Origin of the sequence: Kitasatospora sp. GP82, assembly GCF_029892105.1 — a bacterium.
Classification (GTDB): domain Bacteria; phylum Actinomycetota; class Actinomycetes; order Streptomycetales; family Streptomycetaceae; genus Kitasatospora.
On sequence record NZ_JARZAJ010000057.1, the window covers coordinates 1 to 23,581 of the forward strand.

General features: G+C 68.7%; 25 protein-coding genes and 3 pseudogenes. 19 read left to right on the forward strand and 9 right to left on the reverse strand.

Annotation, left to right across the window (positions count from 1 at the left end; genetic code table 11):
- The 3 genes and pseudogenes from P3T39_RS33530 to P3T39_RS33540 all read right to left on the reverse strand — a co-directional run.
- Positions 1–90 (reverse strand): annotated as a pseudogene (locus P3T39_RS33530) (IS6 family transposase); the annotation flags it as partial.
- A 327-nt stretch (positions 91–417) separates the two neighbouring features.
- Entirely contained in the window at positions 418–636 is a 219-nt protein-coding gene (locus P3T39_RS33535) for a hypothetical protein (protein WP_280703047.1), read from the reverse strand.
- 715 nt (positions 637–1,351) lie between these two features.
- Positions 1,352–2,287 (reverse strand): LysR family transcriptional regulator, encoded by a 936-nt coding sequence (locus tag P3T39_RS33540; protein ID WP_280703048.1) that lies wholly within the window; start codon positions 2,285–2,287, stop codon positions 1,352–1,354.
- Between the two features lie 140 nt (positions 2,288–2,427).
- Between P3T39_RS33540 and P3T39_RS33545 the strand changes: the two genes are divergently transcribed.
- The 4 genes and pseudogenes from P3T39_RS33545 to P3T39_RS33560 all read left to right on the forward strand — a co-directional run.
- Positions 2,428–3,672: an MFS transporter gene (locus P3T39_RS33545; RefSeq protein WP_280703049.1), complete on the forward strand. Its 1,245-nt coding sequence runs from the start codon at positions 2,428–2,430 to the stop codon at positions 3,670–3,672.
- Between the two features lie 97 nt (positions 3,673–3,769).
- Positions 3,770–4,369 carry a cysteine hydrolase gene (locus P3T39_RS33550; protein ID WP_280703050.1) on the forward strand — a complete coding sequence of 200 codons (600 nt, stop codon included), beginning with the start codon at positions 3,770–3,772 and terminating at the stop codon, positions 4,367–4,369.
- Between the two features lie 196 nt (positions 4,370–4,565).
- Positions 4,566–5,264: an ISL3 family transposase gene (locus tag P3T39_RS33555; RefSeq protein WP_280703051.1), complete on the forward strand. Its 699-nt coding sequence runs from the start codon at positions 4,566–4,568 to the stop codon at positions 5,262–5,264.
- A gap of 495 nt (positions 5,265–5,759) precedes the next feature.
- A pseudogene (locus tag P3T39_RS33560) lies at positions 5,760–6,506 on the forward strand (reverse transcriptase/maturase family protein); the annotation flags it as partial.
- On the opposite strand, the gene P3T39_RS33565 reads toward P3T39_RS33560, so the two are convergent.
- Positions 6,493–6,906 (reverse strand): hypothetical protein, encoded by a 414-nt coding sequence (locus tag P3T39_RS33565; protein WP_280703053.1) that lies wholly within the window; start codon positions 6,904–6,906, stop codon positions 6,493–6,495. The pseudogene P3T39_RS33560 and the gene P3T39_RS33565 sit on opposite strands and share 14 nt — an antisense overlap.
- 15 nt (positions 6,907–6,921) lie before the next feature.
- On the reverse strand, positions 6,922–7,149 hold the full coding sequence (locus P3T39_RS33570; protein ID WP_280703054.1) for a hypothetical protein: 228 nt from the start codon (positions 7,147–7,149) through the stop codon (positions 6,922–6,924).
- A gap of 192 nt (positions 7,150–7,341) precedes the next feature.
- Here P3T39_RS33570 and P3T39_RS33575 point away from each other — a divergent pair, with 192 nt between their 5' ends.
- From P3T39_RS33575 to P3T39_RS33590, 4 genes are all read left to right on the forward strand, one after another.
- A complete protein-coding gene (locus P3T39_RS33575; RefSeq protein WP_280703055.1) occupies positions 7,342–7,611 on the forward strand; it encodes a hypothetical protein in 270 nt (89 codons plus the stop codon).
- The gene (locus P3T39_RS33580) at positions 7,608–7,883 is read left to right on the forward strand and encodes a hypothetical protein (protein WP_280703057.1); all 276 of its coding nucleotides are present in this window, start codon (positions 7,608–7,610) and stop codon (positions 7,881–7,883) included. Before P3T39_RS33575 ends, P3T39_RS33580 begins: the two co-directional genes overlap by 4 nt.
- A 514-nt stretch (positions 7,884–8,397) precedes the next feature.
- Positions 8,398–9,462 (forward strand): gluconolaconase, encoded by a 1,065-nt coding sequence (locus P3T39_RS33585; RefSeq protein ID WP_280703058.1) that lies wholly within the window; start codon positions 8,398–8,400, stop codon positions 9,460–9,462.
- Between the two features lie 21 nt (positions 9,463–9,483).
- Positions 9,484–10,641: a hypothetical protein gene (locus tag P3T39_RS33590; protein ID WP_280703059.1), complete on the forward strand. Its 1,158-nt coding sequence runs from the start codon at positions 9,484–9,486 to the stop codon at positions 10,639–10,641.
- A 436-nt stretch (positions 10,642–11,077) separates the two neighbouring features.
- Here the strand turns inward: P3T39_RS33590 and P3T39_RS33595 are convergent, their stop codons facing one another.
- Positions 11,078–11,308: a hypothetical protein gene (locus P3T39_RS33595; RefSeq protein ID WP_280703060.1), complete on the reverse strand. Its 231-nt coding sequence runs from the start codon at positions 11,306–11,308 to the stop codon at positions 11,078–11,080.
- Between the two features lie 184 nt (positions 11,309–11,492).
- Between P3T39_RS33595 and P3T39_RS33600 the strand changes: the two genes are divergently transcribed.
- A complete protein-coding gene (locus P3T39_RS33600; protein WP_280703061.1) occupies positions 11,493–11,927 on the forward strand; it encodes a hypothetical protein in 435 nt (144 codons plus the stop codon).
- A 234-nt stretch (positions 11,928–12,161) separates the two neighbouring features.
- On the forward strand, positions 12,162–13,334 hold the full coding sequence (locus P3T39_RS33605) for an IS701 family transposase (protein WP_280703091.1): 1,173 nt from the start codon (positions 12,162–12,164) through the stop codon (positions 13,332–13,334).
- 517 nt (positions 13,335–13,851) lie between these two features.
- Here the strand turns inward: P3T39_RS33605 and P3T39_RS33610 are convergent.
- Positions 13,852–15,519 (reverse strand): hypothetical protein, encoded by a 1,668-nt coding sequence (locus tag P3T39_RS33610; RefSeq protein WP_280703062.1) that lies wholly within the window; start codon positions 15,517–15,519, stop codon positions 13,852–13,854.
- A gap of 256 nt (positions 15,520–15,775) precedes the next feature.
- On the reverse strand, positions 15,776–15,997 hold the full coding sequence (locus P3T39_RS33615; RefSeq protein WP_280703063.1) for a hypothetical protein: 222 nt from the start codon (positions 15,995–15,997) through the stop codon (positions 15,776–15,778).
- Positions 15,998–16,781: 784 nt separating this feature from the next.
- Between P3T39_RS33615 and P3T39_RS33620 the strand changes: the two genes are divergently transcribed.
- The 8 genes and pseudogenes from P3T39_RS33620 (at position 16,782) to P3T39_RS33655 (ending at position 22,298) form a co-directional block, all read left to right on the forward strand.
- Positions 16,782–17,357 (forward strand): GNAT family N-acetyltransferase, encoded by a 576-nt coding sequence (locus P3T39_RS33620; protein WP_280703064.1) that lies wholly within the window; start codon positions 16,782–16,784, stop codon positions 17,355–17,357.
- A gap of 427 nt (positions 17,358–17,784) precedes the next feature.
- Positions 17,785–18,081, forward strand: coding sequence for a hypothetical protein (locus P3T39_RS33625; protein ID WP_280703094.1), 297 nt, complete (start codon positions 17,785–17,787; stop codon positions 18,079–18,081).
- Positions 18,045–18,386, forward strand: a pseudogene (locus P3T39_RS33630) (IS5/IS1182 family transposase); the annotation flags it as partial. The gene P3T39_RS33625 and the pseudogene P3T39_RS33630, both read left to right, overlap by 37 nt.
- A 60-nt stretch (positions 18,387–18,446) precedes the next feature.
- Complete coding sequence (locus P3T39_RS33635) at positions 18,447–19,316, forward strand: GNAT family N-acetyltransferase (protein WP_280703065.1); 870 nt, start codon at positions 18,447–18,449, stop codon at positions 19,314–19,316.
- A 393-nt stretch (positions 19,317–19,709) separates the two neighbouring features.
- Positions 19,710–20,015: a hypothetical protein gene (locus P3T39_RS33640; RefSeq protein ID WP_280703066.1), complete on the forward strand. Its 306-nt coding sequence runs from the start codon at positions 19,710–19,712 to the stop codon at positions 20,013–20,015.
- Positions 20,016–20,071: 56 nt separating this feature from the next.
- Entirely contained in the window at positions 20,072–20,482 is a 411-nt protein-coding gene (locus tag P3T39_RS33645; RefSeq protein ID WP_280703067.1) for a hypothetical protein, read from the forward strand.
- Positions 20,483–20,966: 484 nt separating this feature from the next.
- On the forward strand, positions 20,967–21,707 hold the full coding sequence (locus P3T39_RS33650; protein ID WP_280703092.1) for an IS6 family transposase: 741 nt from the start codon (positions 20,967–20,969) through the stop codon (positions 21,705–21,707).
- A 324-nt stretch (positions 21,708–22,031) separates the two neighbouring features.
- Positions 22,032–22,298 (forward strand): hypothetical protein, encoded by a 267-nt coding sequence (locus tag P3T39_RS33655; protein WP_280703068.1) that lies wholly within the window; start codon positions 22,032–22,034, stop codon positions 22,296–22,298.
- A 156-nt stretch (positions 22,299–22,454) separates the two neighbouring features.
- On the opposite strand, the gene P3T39_RS33660 is transcribed toward P3T39_RS33655, so the two are convergent.
- Positions 22,455–22,586 carry a hypothetical protein gene (locus P3T39_RS33660; protein ID WP_280703069.1) on the reverse strand — a complete coding sequence of 44 codons (132 nt, stop codon included), beginning with the start codon at positions 22,584–22,586 and terminating at the stop codon, positions 22,455–22,457.
- A 373-nt stretch (positions 22,587–22,959) separates the two neighbouring features.
- Here P3T39_RS33660 and P3T39_RS33665 point away from each other — a divergent pair, with 373 nt between their 5' ends.
- Positions 22,960–23,442 carry an RICIN domain-containing protein gene (locus P3T39_RS33665; protein ID WP_280703070.1) on the forward strand — a complete coding sequence of 161 codons (483 nt, stop codon included), beginning with the start codon at positions 22,960–22,962 and terminating at the stop codon, positions 23,440–23,442.
- Positions 23,443–23,581: the final 139 nt, after the last annotated feature.

The following is a 23,581-nucleotide window of genomic DNA, read 5'->3' on the forward strand; positions in this document are numbered from 1 at the left end:
CAGCGGGAAGCGGAAGTACAGCCACACCGCATGAGAGATGATCTCCACCGGGTACCGGTGACCCCTGTACGACGGCGACACGCTCTCCACGACAGACCCCTCCCAGCACGACCAACCCGAAGATCATCCCTCAGCCGCCAACGTGACAACACCGTCCGCCGGTGCTGTGTCCGGCGGGGGTGGGGGTGGTGTCAGGTGGCTGGGTCCTTGAGGTCGTTGATGACGAGGTCCTGGAGTCTGACGGAGTACCAGACTTCCTGCTTGGCGCCGCCGCTCCGGCGTTCGGTCAGGACGATGGTTGAGTGGCCCGCGCCGCTGCCTTCGTAGTGGGTTGTCCAGCCGGCTGGGATGTTCTGCGCGCGGAAGACGGGGTCGGTGTCGTGCTGCAGGTCCCAGGCATCGAGCCGCTTGTTCAGGTCAGGGGCGAGGTAGCGCCTGCGCGGGAGTGCTGTGGCCCTTGTGGAGGACGGCCTCGCGGTACTCCCTGACGAAGGTGTTGACCCGGACCTCGGCCCGGGACTGTTGCGCTTGGGCGGGTGCGGCGAGGGGGCCGGCCATCGCCAGGAGCGCGGTGGCCGTAAGGGCGGGGGAGCGGCGGTTGATCATCATGACCTGCCAAACGGTCGCGTACGCCACGGGACACGGCTTCCAGGGCGTCCACGACACGGCTGTGGTTGTGGCGGGGTGGGTGGTGACGGAACCTGTTCCCGCCGGTGCTGCCGCCTGCTGCTCCCCGCTGCTCCCTGTTGCTCCCGGGGCGGTTTCCGGTCCTGCCGTGGGCGGTCCGGGGTGTGACCTTGTTCAGCAGGCCGGGGTGGGAATCGGCGTGTTTTCGGGGTTTCCAGCCCCCGCGCGCGGATTGGTCCAACCACATGCCAGCGGCTGACGGGTCGTTCCGGGGTGCTCCGGGTTGCCGCGCCTGGTGACGCTCGGTGTTCTCTCTCCGCCGTCCCGGGACCGTCTCCGGGGGTGCTTCGGGGTTGTCCGGGCGGCCGGACGCGGTCCGGCCGCCCCACCGAATTGACGGAGGGTCGGAATGCCCGCCGTATTCCGCTCCCGGATTCGGACGGTATTTCCCTCGGGATAAAGCCGGTTATCCGGTGCCGGAATTCCGGGCGGGAGCCCTGCCGGAATTCCCGGGAGAGGTCTGCTCGCGGTTTCGGCGGGCGGGGCCCCGGCCGTTGGCCGCCGTCGCGGTCGTAGAGGACGTCCGGCACGTACAGGGAGCCGCGCGGTGCCGGGCAGTTCACAGCCTTGACCACGGAGGGGGGAGCCGGTGTGTGCCGATGGCCATGTCTGCCCGGAGTCACCGTCCTCGATCCGGCCACGGTGATCGTGGGCGTGGCGGCGTTCAGCGCGGGATCACCCAGCGCGGTGCCCAGGTCCCGGCGGCGTCGTGGCCGGCCGTTGTGGCGGCGAGGTGGGCGCGGAGGGTGGCCAGCGCCGGGTGGGGGTTGTCGCGGTGCCAGAGGAGCGAGTGCGGGTAGACGGGTGTCGGGTCGGTCACCGGGATGCGGCGCAGGCCGTGGTCGGCGGGCCAGATGAGGCGGGTGTGCTCGCCCATGAAGGTGGCCAGGGCCGGGGTGTCGGCGATGGTGTCGAGGAGCGCGTCGGAGCCGAAGTTGGGGCCGGTCGCCTCGATGGTGAGGCCGAACTCGGCGACGAGGTCGTCGTAGTAGGCGGTCCACTCGGTGCCGGGGACGATGCCGGGCATCCAGATCCGGTGCCCGGTGAGCTGAGCGAGGGTCACCGACCGGGCGCCCGCCAGCGCGTGGGCGGGGCCGGTGAGGAGTTGGAGCGGCTCGTCGAGCACCCGGACGGACTCGATGTCCTCGGGCAGGGGCCGGCCGGGTGCGGCGACGGCGCGGAAGGACGCGTCGATCGCACCGGAGCGGATGGCGGCGACGGCCGTCTCGATGTCGAACAGCATCAGCACGTCGAGCTCGATGTCGGGGTGTGCGCGGTGGAAGCCGCGCATCAGGCCCGACTGCGCGCTGCGCGAGGTGAGCACGTCGACGCGCAGCGGACGGCGGCCGGGGCGCACGGACGCACCCGCGCGCTCGGCGGCGCGCAGCAGCTCGCGCGCGTGGGGCAGGAACGCCTGCCCGTCGATGGTGAGTTCGGCGCCGCGCGCGGTGCGGCTGAACAGCCGCACGCCGAGGTTGCGCTCCAGCGCGGCGATGCGTTTGGAGACGGCCTGCTGGGTGACCGCCAGCTCGGCGGCGGCCTCCTGGAACTGCCCCGCTTCCGCGACGGCGACGAAGGTACGTACTGCTTCGAGATCCACGCCGACCCACCTTAGTGAACAACGGGTGGTTGTGAATGACCGGCAGGACAGTTGTTTGACCTGCTGTTGTCCTGCCCACTTAGCTCTCCTTGGGCAACGTCAGTTTGTTCGAGTGGGACTTCAAGGGGAGCGCGCTGAGCATGGTGGGCAGGAGACCGTTGGGCCGGCAGTTCGGCTGGTTGTGGGCGGCATATGCGGTGAGCGCGTATGGGTCCGGGCTGGGGTTCGGGGCATTGCCGCTGATCGCCGTGCTGGTGTTGCATGCCGGCCCCGCCGAGGTGTCCGCGCTGTCCGCGGTGGGGCCGGCGGTGGGCGCGCTGATCGCGGTGCCGCTCGCGCCGTGGGTGGAATTCCGGCGCAAGCGCCCGATCATGATCACGATGGACCTGGCCCGGTTTGCGGCCATGGCGACGATCCCGGTCGCCTACGCCTTCGGCCGGCTCGGGTTCGTCCAGCTGCTCGTGATCTCGGCCGTGGTCGCCGCAGCCAAGATCGCGTTCAACGCGGCCAGCGGCGCCTACCTCAAGGCCCTCGTCCGGCCGGATGACCTGCTCGTCGCCAACGCGCGGTTCGAGTCCACGAACTGGAGCTCCATCGCGGTCGGGCCGCCGCTCGGCGGGGCGGCGATCGGCCTGTTCGGGCCGGTCATCACCGTGGTGGCCGACGCGCTCAGCTACCTGCTCTCCGCGCTGGGCATCACCGCGATCCGCGGCCACGAAGAAGCGCCGCGAACGACCGACAGGAGCCCGGTCCGGGCGGGCGCACTGCTTGACGGCTGGCGACACATCATGGGCGCTCCCGGTTTGCGGGCGCTCTACCTCAACAACATGCTCGTCTCCGGTCTGATCATGGCCACCGAGCCGCTGCTGGCCGTTCTCCTGCTTCGCCAACTCGGGTTCCCACCCTGGCAGTACGCCTTTGCCTTCGCCGCCCCCTGTCTCGGCGGACTCATCGGCTCCCGGCTGGCCCACCGTGTCGTGGCCCGCTACGGCCGGCACCGGGTCTTCCGGACCGTCGGCACCCTGCGCGCCATCTGGCTGATCGGCCTGGCCTTCGTCCGTCCCGGCGTCGTCGGCCTCGTCACCGTGATGGCCGTCGAGCTGGCGATCATCATCAACATGAGCCTGTACACCCCGGTGCTCGCCACCTACCGGCTCGAACACACCCCCCAGCATCTCGTCGCCCGCACCCTGTCGGCCTGGTCAATCGGCCAGCAGGCGTCCATCGCCGTCCTCACCGCGCTCGGCGGGCTGCTCGCCGATGTCACCAGCCCACGCACCGCTCTCACGGTCGCGGGACTGCTCATCCTGACCACCCCGCTCCTGCTTCCCCGACGCGACCAGACGTCGCAGCACGAGCCGGAACTGGCCCGTAGCCACTCATGACACACCGCAACTCGCCGCTGAAGCCCGCAGGCCGCAGCCGGTCCGCCGATGCGCGTTTGCGTCGGCCAGGCACACCACCAGCAAGGAGAACACTCGCGTGAGCACTGCCCCCGCACTCGACCCCGCGCACACCGCTCTTCTCGTCATGGACTACCAGCCCGCGATCCTGGCCTTTCTGCCCGAAGGTGGGGACCGCGAAGCCCTGCTCGGTCACATGGAAGGGGCCATCGCCGACGTTCGCGCAAACGGCGGCACCATCGCCTACGTCCGCGCCGGCTTCACCGATGCCGACTGGGACGCGATCCCGGCCACCAACAAGTCCTTCGCCCCGCTGGCCCAACACCGCGTCATGCACCACGAGGACCCTGCCGCTGCCATCCACGAGCGCCTGGCTCCTCAGGACGGCGACATCATCGTGCGCAAGACCCGCTACGGCGGCATGTCCACCACCGACCTCGACCAGCAGCTACGCGAGCGCGGCATCAACACTCTGGTCGTCACCGGCATCAGCACCAGCGGCGCCGTCCTGTCCACCGTCATCGACGCGGCCGACCGCGACTACCAGCTCTACGTCCTGTCCGATGGCGTCGCCGACCCAGACACCGAAGTCCACAACGTCCTGCTCCATCAAGTCTTCCCCTCACGGGCCCACATCATCGGCACCGCCGAGCTGCACGCCCTGCTCCGGGCTGACTGACTCGAACCACGAGCCGATCGGCGCTGTCAGGTTGAGCGGAGGGCTCTTCGGTGCCGTGGGATGATTGTCAATGGCCTTGAAGTTCGGTTCTGATCCACTCTCTGTGGAGCAATGACGGTCCGTCACCTTGGCATGAGAAGATCGTCGTTCGTGTGACTGCAGCGTGCTCTGGACGGCCTTCTCTCACTTGGCTCCCGTGACGATCGAGGAGGTCGTCGTGGGCGACGACGTCGTGACCTTCTCGGCACGGAGCTCGACCCGGCAGGCGACCTGCCCGGGGTGCGGCACGGTCTCGGACCGTGTCCACGGCGGGTACCGCCGACGCCTGGCTGATCTCGCGGTGGCCGGGCGAGGGGCCGTTATCGATCTGTTGGTGAGGCGATTCCTGTGCCCGACCGCGGCCTGCCCGCGCAGGATGTTCGTCGAGCAGATATCGGGGTTGACCGAGCCGTTCGCCCGCCGGACCTCGCCGCTTCGCCGGGCTCTGGAGAAGGTCGCCCTGGCTCTGGCCGGGCGGCCAGCGGCTCGGCTGGCCACCCATCTGTCGGTCGGCACGAGCGCGAACTCCCTGATCAGACTGCTTCGAAGGCTTCCCGACGTGCCGGTCGAGGCGGTGCCGCGCGTGCTGGGTGTGGACGATTTCGCACTGAAGCGGGGACATGTGTACGGGACGGTGCTGCTGGACATGGAGACTGGCGAGCGCGTGGATGTGCTGCCCGACCGCACCGCCGAGACGTTCACCGCCTGGCTCCGGGCCCATCCGGGGGTCGAGATCGTGTGCCGGGACCGCGCGAGCGCGTATGCCGAGGCCGCCCGCACCGCAGCGCCCGGCGCGATCCAGGTCGCTGACAGGTTTCAGTGCGCCATGAGGCGCCTTGTCGTATCCCCGATTTAGTCGGGGGGAATTTGGAGGGAGATTCTCGGGTCCAATGGCTTACCTCGATCCGAAAGGTGACGGGGACCAGAGCATGCCAGGAAAGCGACGGCCGTGTTCAGGCGTCAGAAGCGGTGCGTCGCGGGACCCGCGTGATATGGCGAAATCTGAATTGACTGAATCCTAATCCCCGGAAGATTGAAGGTCGAATCCACCGGAACGACGCCCGTAACCGGTGCCGCGCCCTGCGACGGGTTAGTGAAATGCCCGACGCAACCTCCGGAGCGCGGAGCGATGCCCAGCGAGGGCATTCAAGGGGATGAGTGGGACGCCTAAGTCACGCTATTTCGTACGACAAGGACGAACATGGGATCGCCTACGGGATGCGAGTCCTATGGCGACGGAGGCCCCGTAGTAGTCGCCGGAGTCACGACCGGCCAAGGAGGACGGGAAAGCTGTCCGCATGGGCGAAGGGGGCCAGGTGATCGGACACTCGAAGGCTGGGAGGTATGCGTAATGCAGAGTGCCGAAACGGTACTGAGTGTCCTCCGTGCGCGTGGCAGGCGTGGCCTGCCGTGCGATGAGCTGTATCGGCAGTTGTTCAACCCGCAGTTGTATCTGCTGGCCTACGGGCGTCTGTACTCCAACAAGGGAGCCATGACGCCCGGGGTCACTGGGGAGACCGTGGACGGCATGTCGCTGGGCAAGATCGGGCGCATCATCGATGCGCTGCGCCACGAGCGCTACCGGTGGAGCCCGGCCAAGAGGGTCTACATCCCGAAGAAGGGCGGCAGCACCAAGCTGCGGCCGCTCGGCCTGCCTCCGTGGTCGGACAAGCTCGTCGGCGAGGTGGTGCGCCTGCTGCTTGAGGCGTATTACGAAACGACGTTCTCCGACTCTTCACACGGTTTCCGTCCCCGCCGGGGATGCCACACCGCTCTGCGGGACGTGGCGAATACATGGACCGGGACGGCCTGGTTCATCGAGGGTGATATCGCCCAGTGTTTCGACCGGCTGGACCACTCGGTCATGCTCGGAATCCTGGGAGAGAACATCCACGACAACCGGTTCCTGCGGCTTTTGCGCAACATGCTCCAAGCCGGATACATGGAGGACTGGATCTGGAATGCAACGCTCAGTGGGAGTCCGCAGGGTGGGGTGGTTTCCCCGATCCTCTCCAACATCTACCTGCACAAGATGGACGAATTCGTCGAGACAGTTCTGATTCCGGAATACACCCGAGGGAAAATCAGTCGCCGCCCTGGGTGAGCTCGCGCAGCCGCCCGACCACGGTGGCCAGCTGGTCGTCGGCACCTTGGACGGCGTGGTGGAAGCACAGCGCGAGTTCAAGGTTGGGCTGCTGTGCGGCCGTGAGGCCGGCGGCTTGGATGTCGGCGCGCAGCACGTCGGCGCGCTGTTCCAGGTCGGGGTTGGTGCCGGCGGAGGCGACCAGGTGGGCGATGCGGGTGGTGAGGGTGGTGGCGCGCAGGTCCAGGCCTGCCAGGAGCTGGTCGGCGAGGGCGAGTTCGTCGCCGGCCCGCTGCGGGTCGGCGAACGCGGCGGCGAGGGCGAGCTGGGCCTGGCAGGTGGCGCGCTCGCCGGCCACCGCGTGCTCCTCGGCCTCCAGGTGGGCGGCTTCGTACGCGGTCGCGGCCTGGTCCATCTCGGCGTTGAGCCACTACAGATCACCCAGCACCCGCTGGTGGCGGCCCTTCCAGCCCAGGGACTGCGCGGTGGCCAGCGCGGTGGGAAAGTCGCCGCTGATGCGGGCCAGGTGCGCCAGGCCCCGGCGGGCCGCAGGTGCCAGGCGGGTGGTGCCGGCGGCGACCTGTCGCATGCCCTCGCGGGAGTCGGCGCTGCGGCCGAGGTCGCGCTGCGCCTTGGCGTTCCTTGGCGACCACGCCACCCAGCTCGCGGCCCTGCACGACACCCCCGAGCAGGCCGCGCCCACAGCGTGCAGCTGGTGTACCTGCAGAACGGGTGACCCGCCGCCCTACTGCCGTCCGGGTGGCATCCGGGGCGGACCGGGTCGCCGCCGCCGCCGTACCAATGCCCGGCCTTCCGGTGGCCGGAAGCCTTGATGGTCCGCCCGGAAATCTTGACGGTGCCCACCGAGCGCGGCCTGGGCGAGCCGGACCGCTCCGCGCTGATTGGCCGGGCGACCGCGGCCGGTCTGGAGCCCGAGGTCATCGTTGCCGCGCTCGCGTCGCTCGAGCCCTTGATGCCAGACGTAGAGCGCGTTGTGGGGGCGGTTCGGCGGCGTGAGCGTTGTGATGTGAGGTTGTCAGGTGCGGCGGCTCCCGGCGGCCGGGGCGTCGACCGCGACGGAGGCGACCGGGACGCCGAGCGCTCCGGCGATTCGGCATGAGCGCCGCGGAAGCCGAGACCCGCTGGGTCGGCACTGTCGAGGACTGGAGGAGCCAGACGAAGGCCAAGAGCCTGCTCGTCCGTGATCCCGGCACATACGTCACCGATGTAGACGCGTACGCGATGACGGGGCGGGCCCATCAGCCCGGCAGCACTGTGCGGCAGCCGCTGAGCGCGGTGCTGGACGCCGCCGCGCCGCTGACGGGCCGCGACGTCGCGGCCGCTGGTCGGGCGTTCGCGGGCACCACGGTCTGCGGTCACTGCCACCGGTAGGCCCGCCGGCGAACCGGGGCCGCCGCGCGTCGAGGCGGGCATCAAGGTACGGCCGCCCAGCCCGCCGTGAACCTTGGTGGTGCAGGTCAGCACCCCCTGCGGCGCCCTCGCAACTGTGCCGGGAGCGGTCCGCCCGGATGCTCGCTGTACGGGCGGCCGCGCCTGCCGGAATGCCGCTGCGCTGCGGAGTCGAACATTCATCTGAGGACAAATCGAGCCGAAAGTTGGCGGGCCCGGCAGCGCCGGCAGCCACGGGACCGCAGATCCGGACACCTCGCGCGCCCGGCGATGTCGACAGCCGCGGCACCGCACCCGCGGATCTTGGCCCCAAAGATCAAGCAGCGGTGCCCCCGGGGACAGCGGACAGACCCGGGAACGCGCCCGCCCGCATGCGATCAAACGCCTGGTCAGCGGCATCTGTCCGGTTCTCACCAGGTGGCGAGTTCCGGACGGTGTTCATCCGCCGCCGGATGCGTAGCGTCACCGGTCTTCGACGCAGGGAGGTCTGAAGAGCATGGGAAACAGCAGCGCAAGGAACGATGTGGGAACGGCCTACATCAACGACGTATTCATGCGCCACCCGCTGACCACGCGGAATCAAGAGGAACTCGAAATCGCAGCCAGGGCCGCTGGCATCCTGCAGCGGAACCAACTGCGGAACGTACTCAAGCGGACCGCCCAGGGAGGGGGTGAGCAGATCGACCCGATCGGGTTCTCCCTGAACAAGGTGCGCTACGGCAGCTTCCCGCCGGAAGAAGAGACCGCGCACGAGCGCGGCTGGCGCGCCTACATGAATGTCGGCGTACCGGTCGTCGAAGAACGGAGCGACATCCAGCAGCCCCCTCCCGACATGATCTCCAAGCAGACGTACGTCAATGGCACCGACCCGATCAAAATCACCGTGACGGACACGGTCGAATTCTCGATTTCGAACACGATCAGCTGGTCGCTGCAAGGGGAGGTGAAGCTCACCTTCGGGGCGAAGTCCATCGCATCGCTCCAGCAGCAGCTCCAGAAGAGCATGGAGATGAAGCAGTACCAGAAGACCACCCTGCTCAACAGCAAGGACAACCAGGGCGTCAACACGGAGTCCCAGACGGAAGCGACGAGCAACACCACAGCCACGAGTTCCGTCACCGGCACCGGGGAGTTGTGGGGAGAGCTCCTGCTCGGGATCACCGGCTCCGTCAGTGGTTCGCTGACCACCGAATGGAAGCACCAGTCGTCGGTCAGCTTCGAAGTCGCCAGCCGGGCGGACGTCATGGCCACGACGCGGCGTCAGATTCGCCAGTTCGACTATGAGTTCCCCGTCACCTTCGGCGGCTGGGTCGCCTTGTACTATCCCGAGCCGGTGGCGGTCAAGGAGACTCCGCCGCAGGCCGTCGACCCGAAGTACTCCCGGGTCATCGCGTGGAAACTCGGCGAGGCCTCCGTCGATTCCAGCCGTTTCGACCTGGCTGACGAAGGAAAGCGGTTCCTGCAGAAGGGGACGGCCGAAATCGTCGCTGTCCGTACCGGAGAACACCGGGTTTTCCAGCCGGAAGTACTCGACTACCAGAACCAGAAGCAGCCCCTCTAGGAGGGGTCAGGAGGGAAGCCCATGTCCTTCAAGAACATCTTCGACAACAGCGGAGACCAAGCCGGTTCCGCCGACAAGTCCGCTCAGGCGCTCAACAAAGACACTCCGGGAGCCGGTGACGTCTCGGACGCCGTGCGCAAGCTGGAGAGCGAGCGCGACCCGTGGCTCGTGCGCCAGACCGCGCACGGGGCGTTCGACGTTATGGGTTTCCTCAACCCGCTCTTCCAGAACACCCAGGGCGTGGCCGCCGCGCAGCGCCAGGTCTCCGAAGACCCCGGTTCGACGTCCACCATGGCCTCCGCGACCACGAAGGCGTTCGGACCGCCGAAGGTGAGCATCAGCGACGAAGACATGCCGAAGCTCGAAGACCTGTCGAAGCTTATCGGCAACAGGAGGAGCTACGCCCTCATCGCGACGGGTCTGGGAACATCCGAAGGTCTGGCGGTCGACCCGTCGCTGAACACGGCGTACGTCGCCGACCGGGGCGGCCAGAAGCTGTCCGCGGTGAAGCTCGACACCGGCGCCCAGCGCCCGGCCGCGATCACCCTGGGCGACATCGGCGATGTGCAGCTGGACGGCCAGGGCACGGCCTACTCCACCGATTACGGCGGCGCGCGCCTGCTCGCGGTGGACCTGTCCAAAGGCTCTTCCCGCAAGATCGCCGACGTATCGGGCGCGTACGGCGTCGCGCTCGACGCAGCGGGCAAGGCCTACGTCGCCAGCTGGCTCGACGGGCAGCTGTTCGCCGTCGACCTGCCAGGCGGACAGAAGCGCACGATCGCCACCGGCCTGGGGCAGGGCATCGCCGGAGTGGCGCTGGACGGGCGGGGCAAGGCGTACGTCGGCCGGAAGGACAACGGCGGCCACCTGTACGAGGTCGACCTGGCCGCGCGCACCTACCGCACCGTGACCAACCTTCCCGGGGCGAGCACCATCCGCGTGGCCCTCGACGGCGCCGGCCGGGCGTACACCATCGACCACCTGAACGGGCGCCTGTACGAGATCGCCCTCGCGGACGGCGCGCAGCGCGTGGTGGCCACAGGCCTGGGGACGTGCGAGGGCCTCGCACTGGACACCGTCAACGGCTGGATCTACGTCAGCAACCGTGAAGGCCAGCTGTGGCAGATCAACCAGCGTGCCGCCCAGGCCCTGGGCGGCGTCGGCAAGGTCATGCCCTAAGGCATTGACCGTGGCGTCCCACTCGCCGGCCGTGGACCTCCCGCGAGTGGCCGCCTCATGCTCCTGCCAGTGCGGGCTGTCTTCCAAGGCGTCCCCCCCCGGGGGGGCGAGCGGGCTGTCGTGGAGGTACTGCGTCCACACCCAGCGCGCGTCATCGCCGGTGTCGGCGTCCCGACCCATGCCTGCTTTCCGCCGAGGTAGTCGCGGACGCGAATCCGCTCGGGCCTGGCATTGTCGCAGGACCGGTAGATCACCTGCTCGGCGGCGACGTGAATCTTGGCGAAGAGTGTCTCGTTCATGCGCGGCCTCCGGGTTGATGATCGGCTTTCTGCTACGGCGTGGTGGTGGTGTTCATCCTGCCCGGCGGGCGGCAGCCGGTCTGGACTTCAGGAGCGCTTACCGCTGGCAGCCGATCTGGTGATCGCCTTCGGTGCCGTCACACACGGGGCAGATGGGCCCGTCGTCTGTCGAGGACGGCGAACAGCACCTCCTCACCTGGCAGGATCCACAGGCCGAGCGCCCCCTTCGCTGCGGCGGGCGCGGCCAGGGCCTGGACCTCGGCGAGTTCCCAGTGCCAGTCCGGGAAACCGCACTCGGGGCAGCAGTCGCCGCTGGCGCGGTGGCAGCCGACGAGCTGCGCGGTGCCGATGATGGCGCCTCTCGGCAAACAGACCTGACCAGAGAGTGCCGCGCCGCGAAAGGGTGTCGCTCGTTTGGAGCCATCCCGTCGTGTCCGCGCCAGAGCAGCGTTGCCCGTCGGCACTCTGGAGGGAACGGGACGACGTCGACGGGAAAGGCAGGACGGAGTCATGTACAGCGGGGTCTGGTGGAGGGCGGCCGCGACCGGTGCGGTGAGCGCGTTGCTGGCGGTCGCGCCCGCGGTTGCGGCGCCTGCGTGGGCGGATGGCGGGGCGGAATTGGTGCTGGTGCCGCCGGGGGCGGTCGAGGTGCGGTCTGGTGGCCGGAGCACCCTGCACGCGGAGGTCGTGAACGTCGGGACGGAATCGACGGACGAGACGGTCACCATCTCAATCGGGCTGGCGCCGGGCGTGTTCATCATGCAGCCACTGCCGAGCGCGTGCAGGCCGATGCCCTTCGGGCACTCGACCACCTGCACGTTCCCTGGTGGTCTGCGGCCCGGGCAGGTGGACAGCGTGGACCTCGGGATCGTGACCTCGCAGGGCTTGGATCCGGGCACGCGCATCGGCGGCGTCAGCGCTTCTACGACCTGCGGACTGCCGGTCCAGGGGAGCCCGACGCACTTCCCGATCGTGGTGCTCCCCTAGTACTCCAGCAGGACTTCGACGTTTTGCCTGTTCAGAGGCTGCGCGCGGTGAGTGTAGCTGGCTGATGACCCATCAGGGGCGGTCTTTATGGGGCCGCCCCTCGATCGTGTGCAGCCGGCGTTGGTAGTGGCAGTGGCGGGGCAGCCTCCCGTCGTGATCAACGAGCCTGCGGCCGAGACCTGGGACAACGAACTCGAAGACCTCTTCCTCCGCGTCGGCCACCGCTTCAGCCGTGTGGAGCCGCGCCGCCGGATGCGCGACTACGTCCGGGGCCTGCTCGGCCCGGTCGGCCGCAAGAACGGCTGGCAGCTGGCCGAGTACGCCGGCCACACTACCCCCGACGGGCTCCAGCACCTGCTCGCCGGCGCCCGCTGGAACGCGGACGAGCTCCGCGACGAGCTCCAGCACTACGTCGCCGAACGCCTCGGCGCCGACGACGGAGTCCTGATCATCGATGACACCGGCTTCGTCAAGAAGGGCACCACCTCCGCAGGCGTGCAGCGCCAGTACTCCGGCACCGCCGGCCGCACCGAGAACTGCCAGATCGGGGTCTTCGCCGCCTACGCCACCACTCGTGGCCGGGCCTTGGTGGACCGCGAGCTCTACCTGCCCAAGTCCTGGACCGAGGACCAGGACCGCTGCCGCGCGGCGAAGATCCCCGACGAGCGGGACTTCCGCACCAAGGGCCAGCTCGCCAAGGCCCTGGTGCTACGAGCCCTCGCCTCCGACCTGCCCATCGCCTGGGTCACTGCCGACTCGGCCTACGGACAAGAAGGGCGCTTTCGCCGAATGCTGGAACAGTCCGGCATCGGCTACGTCCTGGCGGTTCCCAAGTCCCAGTTCAGCGTGGGTTGTCCACGCATCGACTGGCTGTTCGCCCAAACCCCGGCCGACGCCTGGCAGCGGATCTCGTGCGGCAACGGCGCCAAAGGGCCGCGCGTCTACCACTGGGCGGCCATCCGACTGCCCGCCGTGGCGGAGTTCGACTACCAGGACGACGCCCAGGCCCGTCAACGGTGGGCGCTGGCCCGCCGCAGCCTGAGCAGGCCCGACGAGATCGCCTACTACCTCGCCTACGCGCAACTCGACACGACCGTTGAACAGTTGGTGCGGATCACCGGGATGCGCTGGGCGATCGAGGAGTGCTTCCAGGCCGCGAAGAACGAGTGTGGCCTGGACCAGTACGAGGTCCGCCGCTACACCGGCTGGATGCGACACATCACCCTGGCCATGCTCGCCCACGCATTCCTGGCCGCGATGGCCGCGGCCGCGGCATCAAAGGGGGCTGCAGAAACGGTTCCCGCACCCTGGTCGACCTCACCGTGGCAGAGATCCGGCGACTCCTGGCAGCTGGCCGACCCCACGGCCCGCGTCCGCCGCAGTGCTCGCCGCGTGCTCATGCCTTGAACTGGTCCATCTGGCGCCGACAACGCCAGGCCGTCGCCCGCCGCTGCCACTACCAGCGTCGGCTGCACACGATCGAGGGGCGGCCCCATAAAGACCGCCCCTGATGGGTCATCAGCCAGCTACACTCACCGCGCGCAGCCTCTGAACAGGCAAAACGTCGAAGTCCTGCTGGAGTACTAGTTGTCACCGGACGCAGAGCGTGGCCTGCGCGTTCGGTCGTGCCGGGACAGGCTGGTTGGCACCGTTCGGCCATCTTTGTTGTCACCTGCGGTGCATGGTCGGTCTTGTTGTCACCGGTTTCGGAGATCCACCCCCGAGACCGGCCTTGTCCGAGCAACGCAGTCGCGGCCGAACTCGGGCAGGTGGGTTGGCGGTTGTGGGCAGTCAGTCCGAAAGGGAGGAAGCCTCACCAACAGCGGCGAGCAGCTGAAAAGGCCGCTCGGATCGGCCTGACCGATGGCCAATGCGACCCAGCGGCCGGAGGGCCACAGCCGCCAAACTCGCATATCGCCCGCGACTAGGTCCCGGACTGCGGCGGCCACTCGTAAGGGGGCAGCCTGCGGTGCACGGGGCGTTCGTTCACCGTCTGCGATTCCTTGTACGAGGCGTATCGAATCCTTCCGAAGGAAACCTCGCCATCCCGGTGCACGTCCACCCCCTCGTTCGGGAAGGAGATCCATCCCGCTCCAGCCTGGGGCCCCGACACCCAGGGGGTGACCACGCTGCGAACGTTGGTCTCGCCGGCGACCACAGTGCCCCGCTTCTTCTCAGGGTCGGTGATCTTCACGCCGGTTTCGGTGAAGGCGATGCGGCTCTTCTTCCCGTCCGGCCCCTCTGCCCAATGTGTGGTCACACCGTTCAGATCGGCCCTGTCGGCCCAGACGGTTCCCCAGGCCTTTCCCTGGCCGTGGAACACGTTCAGCCCGGACGGCGGGAACTCGATCCACCCGTCGCTGTCGCTCGGCCCCTGCACCCATGCGGTCTGCACACCGTTCAGGTCGGCCTTGTCGGCCCAGACGGTCCCCCGGTCCTGATTTCCCTCCTTGTGCACGACAACTCCGGCTTGCGGGAAGTCGATCCATCCGTCGCGGGGGTTGCTGCCGTGCACTGACCTGGTGTTCACGCGGTCGACGTCGACCTTCTCAGCCGAGAGGGCGCCCAGCTGCTTCGAGCCGCCCTGATGGATCTCTATTCCTGTTGTCGGGAAGTCGATCCATCCGTCGCTGGAGTTGCTGCCGTGCACCGTCCTGGCGTTCACGCGTTCCGCGTCGACCCTTTCGGCCAGGACGGTTCCCAGGCCGCCGGTCCCGCTGTGGATCTCCACCCCGGTCGCGGAGAAGGTGACCCGGCTCCTGCCCGGCGCCTGCTCGACCCACGGAGTGCGCGTCCCGCTGTCGAACTCGGGGACGAGTGCGTGGACCGTGGTGGTGAGGAAGTACCCCTGGTACTGCTGCGCGGCGGTGGTCGTCCCGGCGATGAGGGTGTAGGTGGTGCCCCGTCTCGGCGCGGAGGGGGGTGACCAGGTGTAGGGCTGCTGGGTCACCTGCGGTCCCGGGGCCGCCGCCTGGACGAGCACCTCGTTCCCCTGCGGATCGCGGATCCAGTAGTCGAGGTTGTCCGGCCCCTCCCACGCCAGCACGACGTTCTGGCTCGCGTCCACGTCCACCAGGGAGTTCTTCTCCGGGCGGAAGTTGCGTGGGATCTTCGGAGCCTGCTTCACCAGCCCGAGAGTGGTGATGAAGTTCGCCCGCCGAATGGGGATGTTGCTGTCGCCGCCGCCGGAGCGCTCGTAGATCTTGAGGCGGACCAGCCCCGCCATGTCGGAAACCGGTATGTTCTCCAGTCTCAGGACCAGCGACTCCTCCTCAGGCAGGGTCAGCCTCCCCCCGGAGGGGTCATGCGCCCGGAAGCGGCCGAGCGTACCGTCCCAGTCGAAGGTCGGCTCCGGCTCCCGGTTGACCTTGTAGTCCTTCTCGATGCTCGCGCTGATCGCGGTGGGGTTGCCCGTCAGGTCGGCGGGGCCGCTGCCGACCGGTATCTCCACATCGATGAAATCCCACCGCACCTCGGACTGGTGGGTGTTGGACACGATCACGTACACCGTTCCCACGGACGGTGCCCCGGGCTGCGACGCTGAGAGCGAAGTCGGATCGGTGAGGATGGCGTAGTTCAGCAAGGACGGCACGGTCAGGACTCCCTACTTCGGCGCTTCACGCGATGCGGGCAGAAGACGCGCAGTTGAGGCTCGGTGCTGGCAGGTGCTGGGTCAGTGCGGTGGCAGCGGTTCAAGCGGGCAGCCGACGGAGTCAGCGGCAGGCATACGCCGCCGGTGACCGTCGATACGGCTCGTTCGTCAGTCGTCGCGGCTCTTCGGAGCCGGTGCAGGTGCCATAAGGGCTCGACACCGGCTCCCGCCGGCGCCTCAGCAGACGCTCATGAATTCATCGCCGCATTGCTGCCCCTTCCGCCTGTACGAACTCTTCAAGCGGCATCTCGACCGGGCGTGTCATCTCCCAGGTCCGTGCTGCCACTTGGGGCAGCACCAACAGAATCGTCCCGGCGGGCGGTCCGGGAACCACGATTCTGCATAACTGGCCCGAACAGAGCCCCCGGCGGCTGAAACCGAAGCCGGCCTGGAACTCCCGCGCGATCGCGTCGATCATCTGGGGGACCAGCCACCGCCTGCGGCGACGCGATCGCGCTGGCCGACGGCGCCTACCGCGGCACCGGCACGGTCATCCCGCACCGCCGCCGACCGGCGGGCACCTGCCGCCAGCCGAGTTACGAGACAGCCTCGAGCCAGGGGGTCCGACACCGGCGCAGCACGAGTGCTTCCCGCGGTGACAACAAGCCTGTCCAGGTGACAACTAACGTGTCCCGGCACAACCCTTGGGCCAGCCGAGCGAGCGCCCGTGCGCGGGTTGCCTCTGAGATTGCCTCTGGGCTTGCTGCTGGGCTTGCTACTCGGGGTTGCCTCAGCTCCCTCGGGTGATCATGGTGTTTTCGCAGCTCAGAGCGCATTGTCCATAGGGCCGCGGAGCGCCGACTACTTTTCCCTGACCCCTGCGGTGGCGGTGCCGGGAGAAGTCCAGGTGCTGGAGCCGGTTGGACGAAGAGCAGAGGAAGAGCAGGCACGCAGAGCAGGAGCGGAGGAGACCTCGGCAACCTGATGCTGCGCGCCAACGGCGTGAGGTGTTGTCCGCTGCGCGGCGGCCCGGTGGCACCGCGTCGCGGCGCCACCGGCGGGAGGGAGGGCGAGGAAGGGCAGGGGGAGGAGCGCCGGGGGTGTCAACGGACACGCCCAAATCCCTCTCAGCGGACATTTCGGTTCCTTTCAGGCGGACAGCTGATCTCCCTGCGCTGTGTGATTAGTTGACACCTGTCTGGGTTAGACCGTGCTTCGAAATCCCGTTGCCGACCGAAGCGGCCGCATACGATCCTCCTGGCATGGACCTTCCACAGCCGGTGATCGAACTGGACGACCTGACACTGCGCCGCTTCAACGGCGAGGCGGACCTTCCGGAGCTCTTCCGGGTCATCGAGGAGTCGCTGGAGCACCTACGCCCATGGATGCCCTGGGTTGCTGAGCACAGCCTGGCCAAGACCACCGAGTTCCTGGCCAGCCGCCCGGAACGCTGGGCGAGCGGCGAGGACTTCACCTATGCAGTCGTCCTGGACGGGGCCATTGTTGGCTCCTGCGGGCTGTTCCGCTGCGGCGATACGCCAGCCAGCGGCCGCGAGATAGGCTACTGGCTGCACCCAGCCGCCACGGGCCGTGGCATAGCCACCCGGACGGCCCGCGCCCTGGTTGAACAGGCCTTCCGCCTTCCCGGCGTCGACTACGTCGAGGTCGTCCACGACGCAGCCAACCGCGCAAGCGGCGCCGTCCCGGCCCGTCTCGGCTTCATCGAACACCTCCGCCGCCCAGCCGAGCGCCTTGCCCCGGCCGAGACCGGCGAGGACCAGATCTGGCGGCTCACCCGCCGTCAGGCGGAGGCTCTGGCCGCCGCCAACATGTGTTGATGGCCCGGGACGGGAGCTCCAGAGCGGCATCCTAGGCATGGCGGGTCTGGTGGCACCCGTCTATGTCGGAGCGAGCACCAGGGTGGTGCCGGCGCTAACGTGATGACATCGACAGGCTGAGGCCGCGCATCTCGACTGGTGTGTGGTGCTTGTCGACCCGACTCGCCTCAGGCCGCTGGTCGCCCAGTGTCGCGGTGACTGGCCGGGTCGGGCATTGAGCGGTGTGCATCGTGAAGTTGCAGGTCACGGGTCTGGTGTGCGCAGGTTTCAGCGTGCTCACGCTGGTCGGCGGCTGGTGTCCGTGGTGAAGATCGTCTGACTGGGCGGCCAGCGGGGGGTTCTCGGATTTTGCTGCGCCTGCCGTGGGGGTCCGCCTACGATCCGTCGCGGTGCGGATACGCCGCCGGGTCGCGGGGAGGGTGCGGGGATGTCGGAGCTCGAACGGATCACGGCGCGCCGGAGCGAGCTGGACTCCCTCGCCGAGGAGTTGGGCAAGCAGCTTCAGGAAGTCCATGCGGAGCGGGAGGAGCTGGTGGTCGCCGAGCGGGTCCTGCAGCGGCTGGCTGAGCAGGATCTGGCCCAGGCGGAGGCCGCCGTTGCGGAAGCTCCGGTGAAGGCGCAGGTGACGGGGCGTGCGGTGCTGCTGGTCCCGCACCGCGGCGAGTGCCCGGACGAGACCGTGCTGCCCGGTGACTGGGGCCGCTACCCGAGCAGCCGCGCCTGAGGCTGGACGCCGGCTACGACTACAGCATGGTCCACCTCGACCTGGAGGCCAGAGGGATCACCGGCTAGATCGCCGAGCGCGGCACGAAGACGCCGATCCAGGCCGGCGGACGATGGGTAGTGGAGCGAACAAACTCCTGGATGAACAACTTCGGCAAGCTCCGCCGCTGCACCGAGCGACGAAAAGCCCCCATCGAGTTCTTCATCGCCCTGGCCAGCACCATCATCACCGTCCGCTGCCTGATCCGCCGCGCCTGGACCCTCTACCGCTGGGACACCCGCCCACGAAGCGCCCGCATCCGCTGACGTACTGGCGGACGCCTTAACTGGAGTGCGGTACCTGTCGTTCGTACGCCAGGATGTGGCATGACCTGGACTCTGAGTACCTCGCTGGACGACTTCCGGGTGGTGGCCGGTGACTTCCTCGCCGCCCAGCCCGCTTTGAACACCGTGCCGCTGACCATCGTGGACCGGCTGGCCAAGGACGGTCCGCACGCCTTCGGTGAGGGGCAGCCGCGTTTCGGGTGGTGGCAGGAGGAGCCCCAGAGGCCGGTGTCCGGGGTGTTCGTGCAGACTCCGCCGTTCGGGGTGGTGCTGGGGGCGATGAGCGGGGAGGCTCCCAGTCGCCTCGCGGAGGTGCTGGCGACGGCGGCCGCGGTGGCGGTGCCTTCCGTCCAGGGGAACAAGCAGTTGGCCGCCGTCTTCGCGCGGGCCTGGGAGCGGACCACCGGCAGGCGGGCAGAGGTGCAGGTGCACGAACGGCTCTACCACCTCTGGGCGTTGGCTCAGCCCGACCCGGCTCCGAGCGGCAGCGCCCGACTGGCTGTCAAGGCCGACCACGCGTTGCTGGTCGCGTGGCACGAAGCCTTCTCGGCGGAGAGCGCCGCCGCCCGCCCCGGCGTGGACCACAATGCGCTGGTCGGGCGTCGGATCGCCGAGGGCCTACTGCACGTCTGGGAGGACGATGGTCGCCCAGTCTCGTTCGCAGGGGTCAGCCCGGTGATCGCGGGGATGTCCCGGATCGGGCCGGTCTACACCCCGCCCGAGCTACGCCGTCGCGGCTACGCGAGCGGCATCGTCGCGGCGGGTTCGGAGCACGCCCTCGCCCAGGGTGCGACGGAGGTACTGCTGTACACCGACCTGGCGAACCGGACCAGCAACTCGATCTACCAGCAGCTTGGTTACGTCATGGTGCATGATGCTCTCGTCCTCGACCTGGAGCTGGCCACCGGGTAGCCAAGATGGGCGCAAGGAAGTGCGGGAGGCCGGAAGGCAACGGTCTGCAGCCTCCCGCCGTGCAGTTCCCCGCGCCCCTGTTCTGGCCGGTGCCTTACCTACTGGCGGAGCCTCTAAGGCGCCTTCACCTGACCGCCCCAGCGGCAGGGCGTTACGAAACCGAACCATGGAAAATGCATCCAGGAATCGAGCCCCTGACCAGCGGAATCCGCCGGGACTTGACGGGCGGTCAGCTTGTACGCGACGATGGTGATGGAAATACACTTGTGTCCAGACGACGAAGCGCCGTCGCTTCGACCCCGCCCCGGCGGGGTTTTTTTGTTTCCCACACCCCGTCGCACTCAGTGAAGGCCCCTGGCTCCCAGGGGCCTTCAGGCGTTTCAGGAGGAAAACGTGACCTTCGAGACCGCCGCGTGGACCGCGCTCGCGGCACCGCTGATCGCCCTGTTCCTGACCGTCACCGTGATCGGTATCCTCGGCTGCGTGGCGATCAGGAAGGCCCCGCCGGGCGACGTCCCGAAGGTCCTCACCGCCCTCGCGGCCGTCGTCCAGGCATTCCGGTGCCTGGCGCCCCGCTCCCGCCCCGCAGGTACCGCCCTGGTCATCCCCGCCCAGCCGACCGAGACTGCTCCACCGATGCCGGCCACCGTCGTAGCAGGAGAACTGGCACAACCCGCTCCCATCGCGGACGCCCAGTGAGGCGCCGCCCCCACCACGCCCCTGTCTCGGCCCAGGTCGAAGCCTCCACCGCGGCCATGGACAGCGAACTGAGCCGAACCGTCGAGCAGGCGATGCTCGCCCTCGCCGCCGGCTGGTGGTCCAACGCCGAGATCGCCCGGGCCACTGGCGGCAAGGGCTGGTGGGACATGGAAAAGGAGATCCGCAAACAGATCTCCGTCCTCCTACACCCGTCCCGAGTTCATCACCTGGCCCAGCTGGCCGACGGGGTGCCGAAGGGCCTGATCAACCAGATCGAGAAACTCGAACGCGCCCTCCTGCGTACCTGCGCCACCTGCCACCGCGACGTCCTCCGTCCGGCCGGTCCGTTCGGAGGCAGGCCCCGGAAGCACTGCTCTGCGGCCTGCCGACAGGCCGCCTACCGCGCCCGCAGGAAGACCGCGGCCCCGGCACCGGCGGTGCCGCCCCAGAAGACCGATGGGAGCTAACAAGACGCGCCGTCAGGAGGAGTCTGAGGCCTCCTGGACCCGTGTTGCGCGGCGGAGACAACGGTCGGTAGTTCACCAGTCCCAGCCGTCGGCAGCCGTGCAACCGCGGCGGGCGAGAATCGCGGCGTGGGTGTCGGTGGGCTGGCCGGCGGCGCGGTCGGCCTGTGGTGGTCAGGCCGACGGCGGCCAGCGCGTCGCGGCGTTCACGCCCACTCGACCCCGTGCTCGGCGAGCTGCGCGAGCTGGCCCGGGGTCAGCTTCGCCCGGTCCCCGCCGGTCCTTCTCCTCCAGACCCTGCCATCCGGCCCGCCGCGCCTGGACCCAGCGGCCGAGCCGCTCGCCCTCCGGGTGCTTGGAAACCATTGTTTCCAAGTCGTTCGATTCCTGGCCTGCGGTCAGGTGCACAACTCGAAGAAACCCCGCCGTCTCCCCCACAGGTGTTGTCAGGTTGAGCGGGGTCCTTCTGCGGTGGCTGATCATCTGTCTGGTCGGCTGGCTGGAGGGGCTGCTCGTGGACGTGCCGTCGTACCGGGGCTTTCGCTTCCCGCGGGAGGTCATCGCGCACTGTGTATGGCTGTACCACCGGTTCGGCCTGAGCCTGCGTGACGTCGAGGAGCTGATGCTCGAGCGCGGTGTCGAGGTCAGTCACGAGACGGTCCACCAGTGGACGCGCCGGTTCGGGCCTGCCTACGCCGCCGCGCTGCGCCGGCGCCGCCCGAATCCGGGCGACAAATGGCACCTGGACGAGGTGTTCGTCAAGATGCAGGGTCGGCAACGGTACCTGTGGCGGGCCGTCGACGCCGACGGCCACGTGCTGGACATCCTCGTCCAGAACCGCCGCGACACCGCCGCGGCCAGGCGCTTCTTCCGGAAGCTGATGAAGACCACCGGGTCGGTGCCCCGGGTCGTGGTGACCGACAAGCTCGCCAGCTACGGCGCCGCCCACCGCCAGGTCATGCCGTCGGTGGAGCACCGCTCCCACAAGGGCCTGAACAACCGGGCCGAGAACAGTCACCTGCCGACCCGGGAGCGCGAGCGCGCCATGAAGGGCTTCCGCTCCGTCGGCGCGGCGCAACGCTTCCTGGCCGCGTTCAGCGGCATCAGCCCTCACTTCCGACCCCGGCGCCACCTCATGACGGGACCCGACTACCGCGCCGAGATGATCATCCGCTTCGCCATCTGGGAGCAGATCACCGGCACCGCCGGCCTGCCCACCGCAGCCTGAACCAGCCTCACCACAGCGCACGGCCACGCCCGAACCGGGCCCCTGTCCCGAAACCCCGCTCAACCTGACAACACCCTTCGAGGAGTCCTCGGAGACCGAACCCGGAGAGTCCCCGGAGGCCGAACCTCCCGCTTGAAGCCCGACTCTTCCTGAAGGTTCGCCGGACTCGGACTCGTCCACCGGGCCGTCGTGCTGCCAGTCGCCAGGCGTTGTGGGCCTGGCAGGTGTGACTGCGGCCCGGGCCACGGCGCCAGTCCCGGTGAGGAGTGGTGGGACTGATCGCGGCCGCCGCCGTTGTCGGTGGCGGCTGGGAAGCTGACCAGCATGGATGAGGAGGCGTTGATGCGGGGGCGGGTCTACGGAGCGGACCACGACGGCGACCCCGGACCCCAGCCCGGCCACGTCTACCGCGAACTCTGCGCCGGTCCCCTCGACGGGCTCCTGGACGTGACCGGCTGGAGCGCCGAGGAGCTGGCCGACGGCGCCGCGCTGCTCACCGAGATTGGCCGGCACGGCCCGGGCGGGCGCGCGCACTACGAGCCCCGGGCTCAGGATCCTCTTCGCTGGGACTGGGCGGGCGACAGCGCCTGACCGGAGGCTGCTATCCGGCCGCTGGGCGGCCTACGGTCCAGAGGCCCCCGGGGCTGCGGACGAAGGCGCGGTGCGCGCTCATCTCCCGCGGGCGCGGGGAGCAGCCCAAAAGGGCCCGCTTCCTCCCGGCGTCGAAGCCGAGGGGAAGCGGGCCCTTCAGTCGCCGTAGTGGGGTGGCAGGTTGCAGATGACGACGATGGTCTCGCTGTTGAGGGTGATGGTGCCGGTGGCGGTGCAGTCGGTCATGCGGCGCATCATCTCGTGGGTGCTGAGGCCGGTGGTGGTCAACGCGCTGAGGAGAGGACGAGTTCGGCCGCGCTACCGGGCACTGACCGGGTGCCGTACAGGTCGTGTTCGAGTACGGCGATGGCCAGCCAGTCAGGGCGTGGTGGTGAGGGCGGTCGTCGCCACCAGCGGAGCTTCATGGGTCCATCCTGCCCAATGCGCGGTCAGGAGCGCAGCGTGACGGAGCTGTGCAGGACCGCCAGGTCAGCTGCGAGGACTGTGCACTGGTGAACGTTCCGCAGTCGTCACCCGTGCACTCGTAAAGGTATCGCAAACGCATTCCCCCGAGGTAGCTTCCGGGCATCGAGGTAACTCCTGCGGCGGTTCCCAGCAGGGACTGCCGCGCTTTCCGGCATCGGCTGAAGGGTTCACCGAATTGACCAAGGCTCTGACTCGGATCGCCGCCACCACCGCGGGCCTCATGCTCGCGGCCGGCGCCGCGCTCGTCAACGCACCTTCCGCCTCGGCCCTCGTCAGCGGCCCGCAGCACAGTGTGGCCACGGACAAGTGTCTTGGTATCTATGGGAACGTCCCCTTCGACGGCACGGCCGCCGTCATCTGGGGCTGTAACGGCAACGCCGACCAGAACTGGCAGTTGACCGGTACCGGTGGCGGCTACTACCAGCTTCAGAACGGCAACAGCGAGTGCCTGGGCATCTACGCCGGCGATGCGACCCAGTGGAACTGCAACGGCCACGACGACCAGCAGTGGTACATCGACTACCCCGCGGGTTCCTCGTCGGCCATGCTGCGGAGCAAGACCAACTGGACCCTGTGCCTGACCGTGCCCGGTAACGTTGACGGCTCCCGCGTGACCCTGGCCACCTGCGCCGGGCAGAATAACCAGCTCTGGTACTGACCGTCTCCTCGCGGAGGACCCGCCTCGAACGGCGCACCGCCACCGCCTGAACTCGGACCCGGCCCGGCAAGTACCTTGCCGGGCCGGGTCCTTCGGGGTGAGGCCGCACTCGTGTGAACCGATCCGCGACACGGCTTTC

What these genes read in the sequence shown, in the direction of transcription:
- P3T39_RS33620 (WP_280703064.1), top strand. Translation starts at nt 16,782, where the DNA reads ATGGACCTTCCACAGCCGGTGATCGAACTGGACGACCTGACACTGCGC.
- P3T39_RS33635 (WP_280703065.1), top strand. Translation starts at nt 18,447, where the DNA reads ATGACCTGGACTCTGAGTACCTCGCTGGACGACTTCCGGGTGGTGGCC.
- P3T39_RS33590 (WP_280703059.1), top strand. Translation starts at nt 9,484, where the DNA reads ATGTCCTTCAAGAACATCTTCGACAACAGCGGAGACCAAGCCGGTTCC.
- P3T39_RS33545 (WP_280703049.1), top strand. Translation starts at nt 2,428, where the DNA reads ATGGTGGGCAGGAGACCGTTGGGCCGGCAGTTCGGCTGGTTGTGGGCG.
- P3T39_RS33585 (WP_280703058.1), top strand. Translation starts at nt 8,398, where the DNA reads ATGGGAAACAGCAGCGCAAGGAACGATGTGGGAACGGCCTACATCAAC.
- P3T39_RS33645 (WP_280703067.1), top strand. Translation starts at nt 20,072, where the DNA reads ATGGACAGCGAACTGAGCCGAACCGTCGAGCAGGCGATGCTCGCCCTC.
- P3T39_RS33655 (WP_280703068.1), top strand. Translation starts at nt 22,032, where the DNA reads ATGGATGAGGAGGCGTTGATGCGGGGGCGGGTCTACGGAGCGGACCAC.
- P3T39_RS33565 (WP_280703053.1), bottom strand. Translation starts at nt 6,906, where the DNA reads ATGGACCAGGCCGCGACCGCGTACGAAGCCGCCCACCTGGAGGCCGAG.
- P3T39_RS33625 (WP_280703094.1), top strand. Translation starts at nt 17,785, where the DNA reads ATGTCGGAGCTCGAACGGATCACGGCGCGCCGGAGCGAGCTGGACTCC.
- P3T39_RS33615 (WP_280703063.1), bottom strand. Translation starts at nt 15,997, where the DNA reads ATGATCGACGCGATCGCGCGGGAGTTCCAGGCCGGCTTCGGTTTCAGC.
- P3T39_RS33580 (WP_280703057.1), top strand. Translation starts at nt 7,608, where the DNA reads ATGAGCGCCGCGGAAGCCGAGACCCGCTGGGTCGGCACTGTCGAGGAC.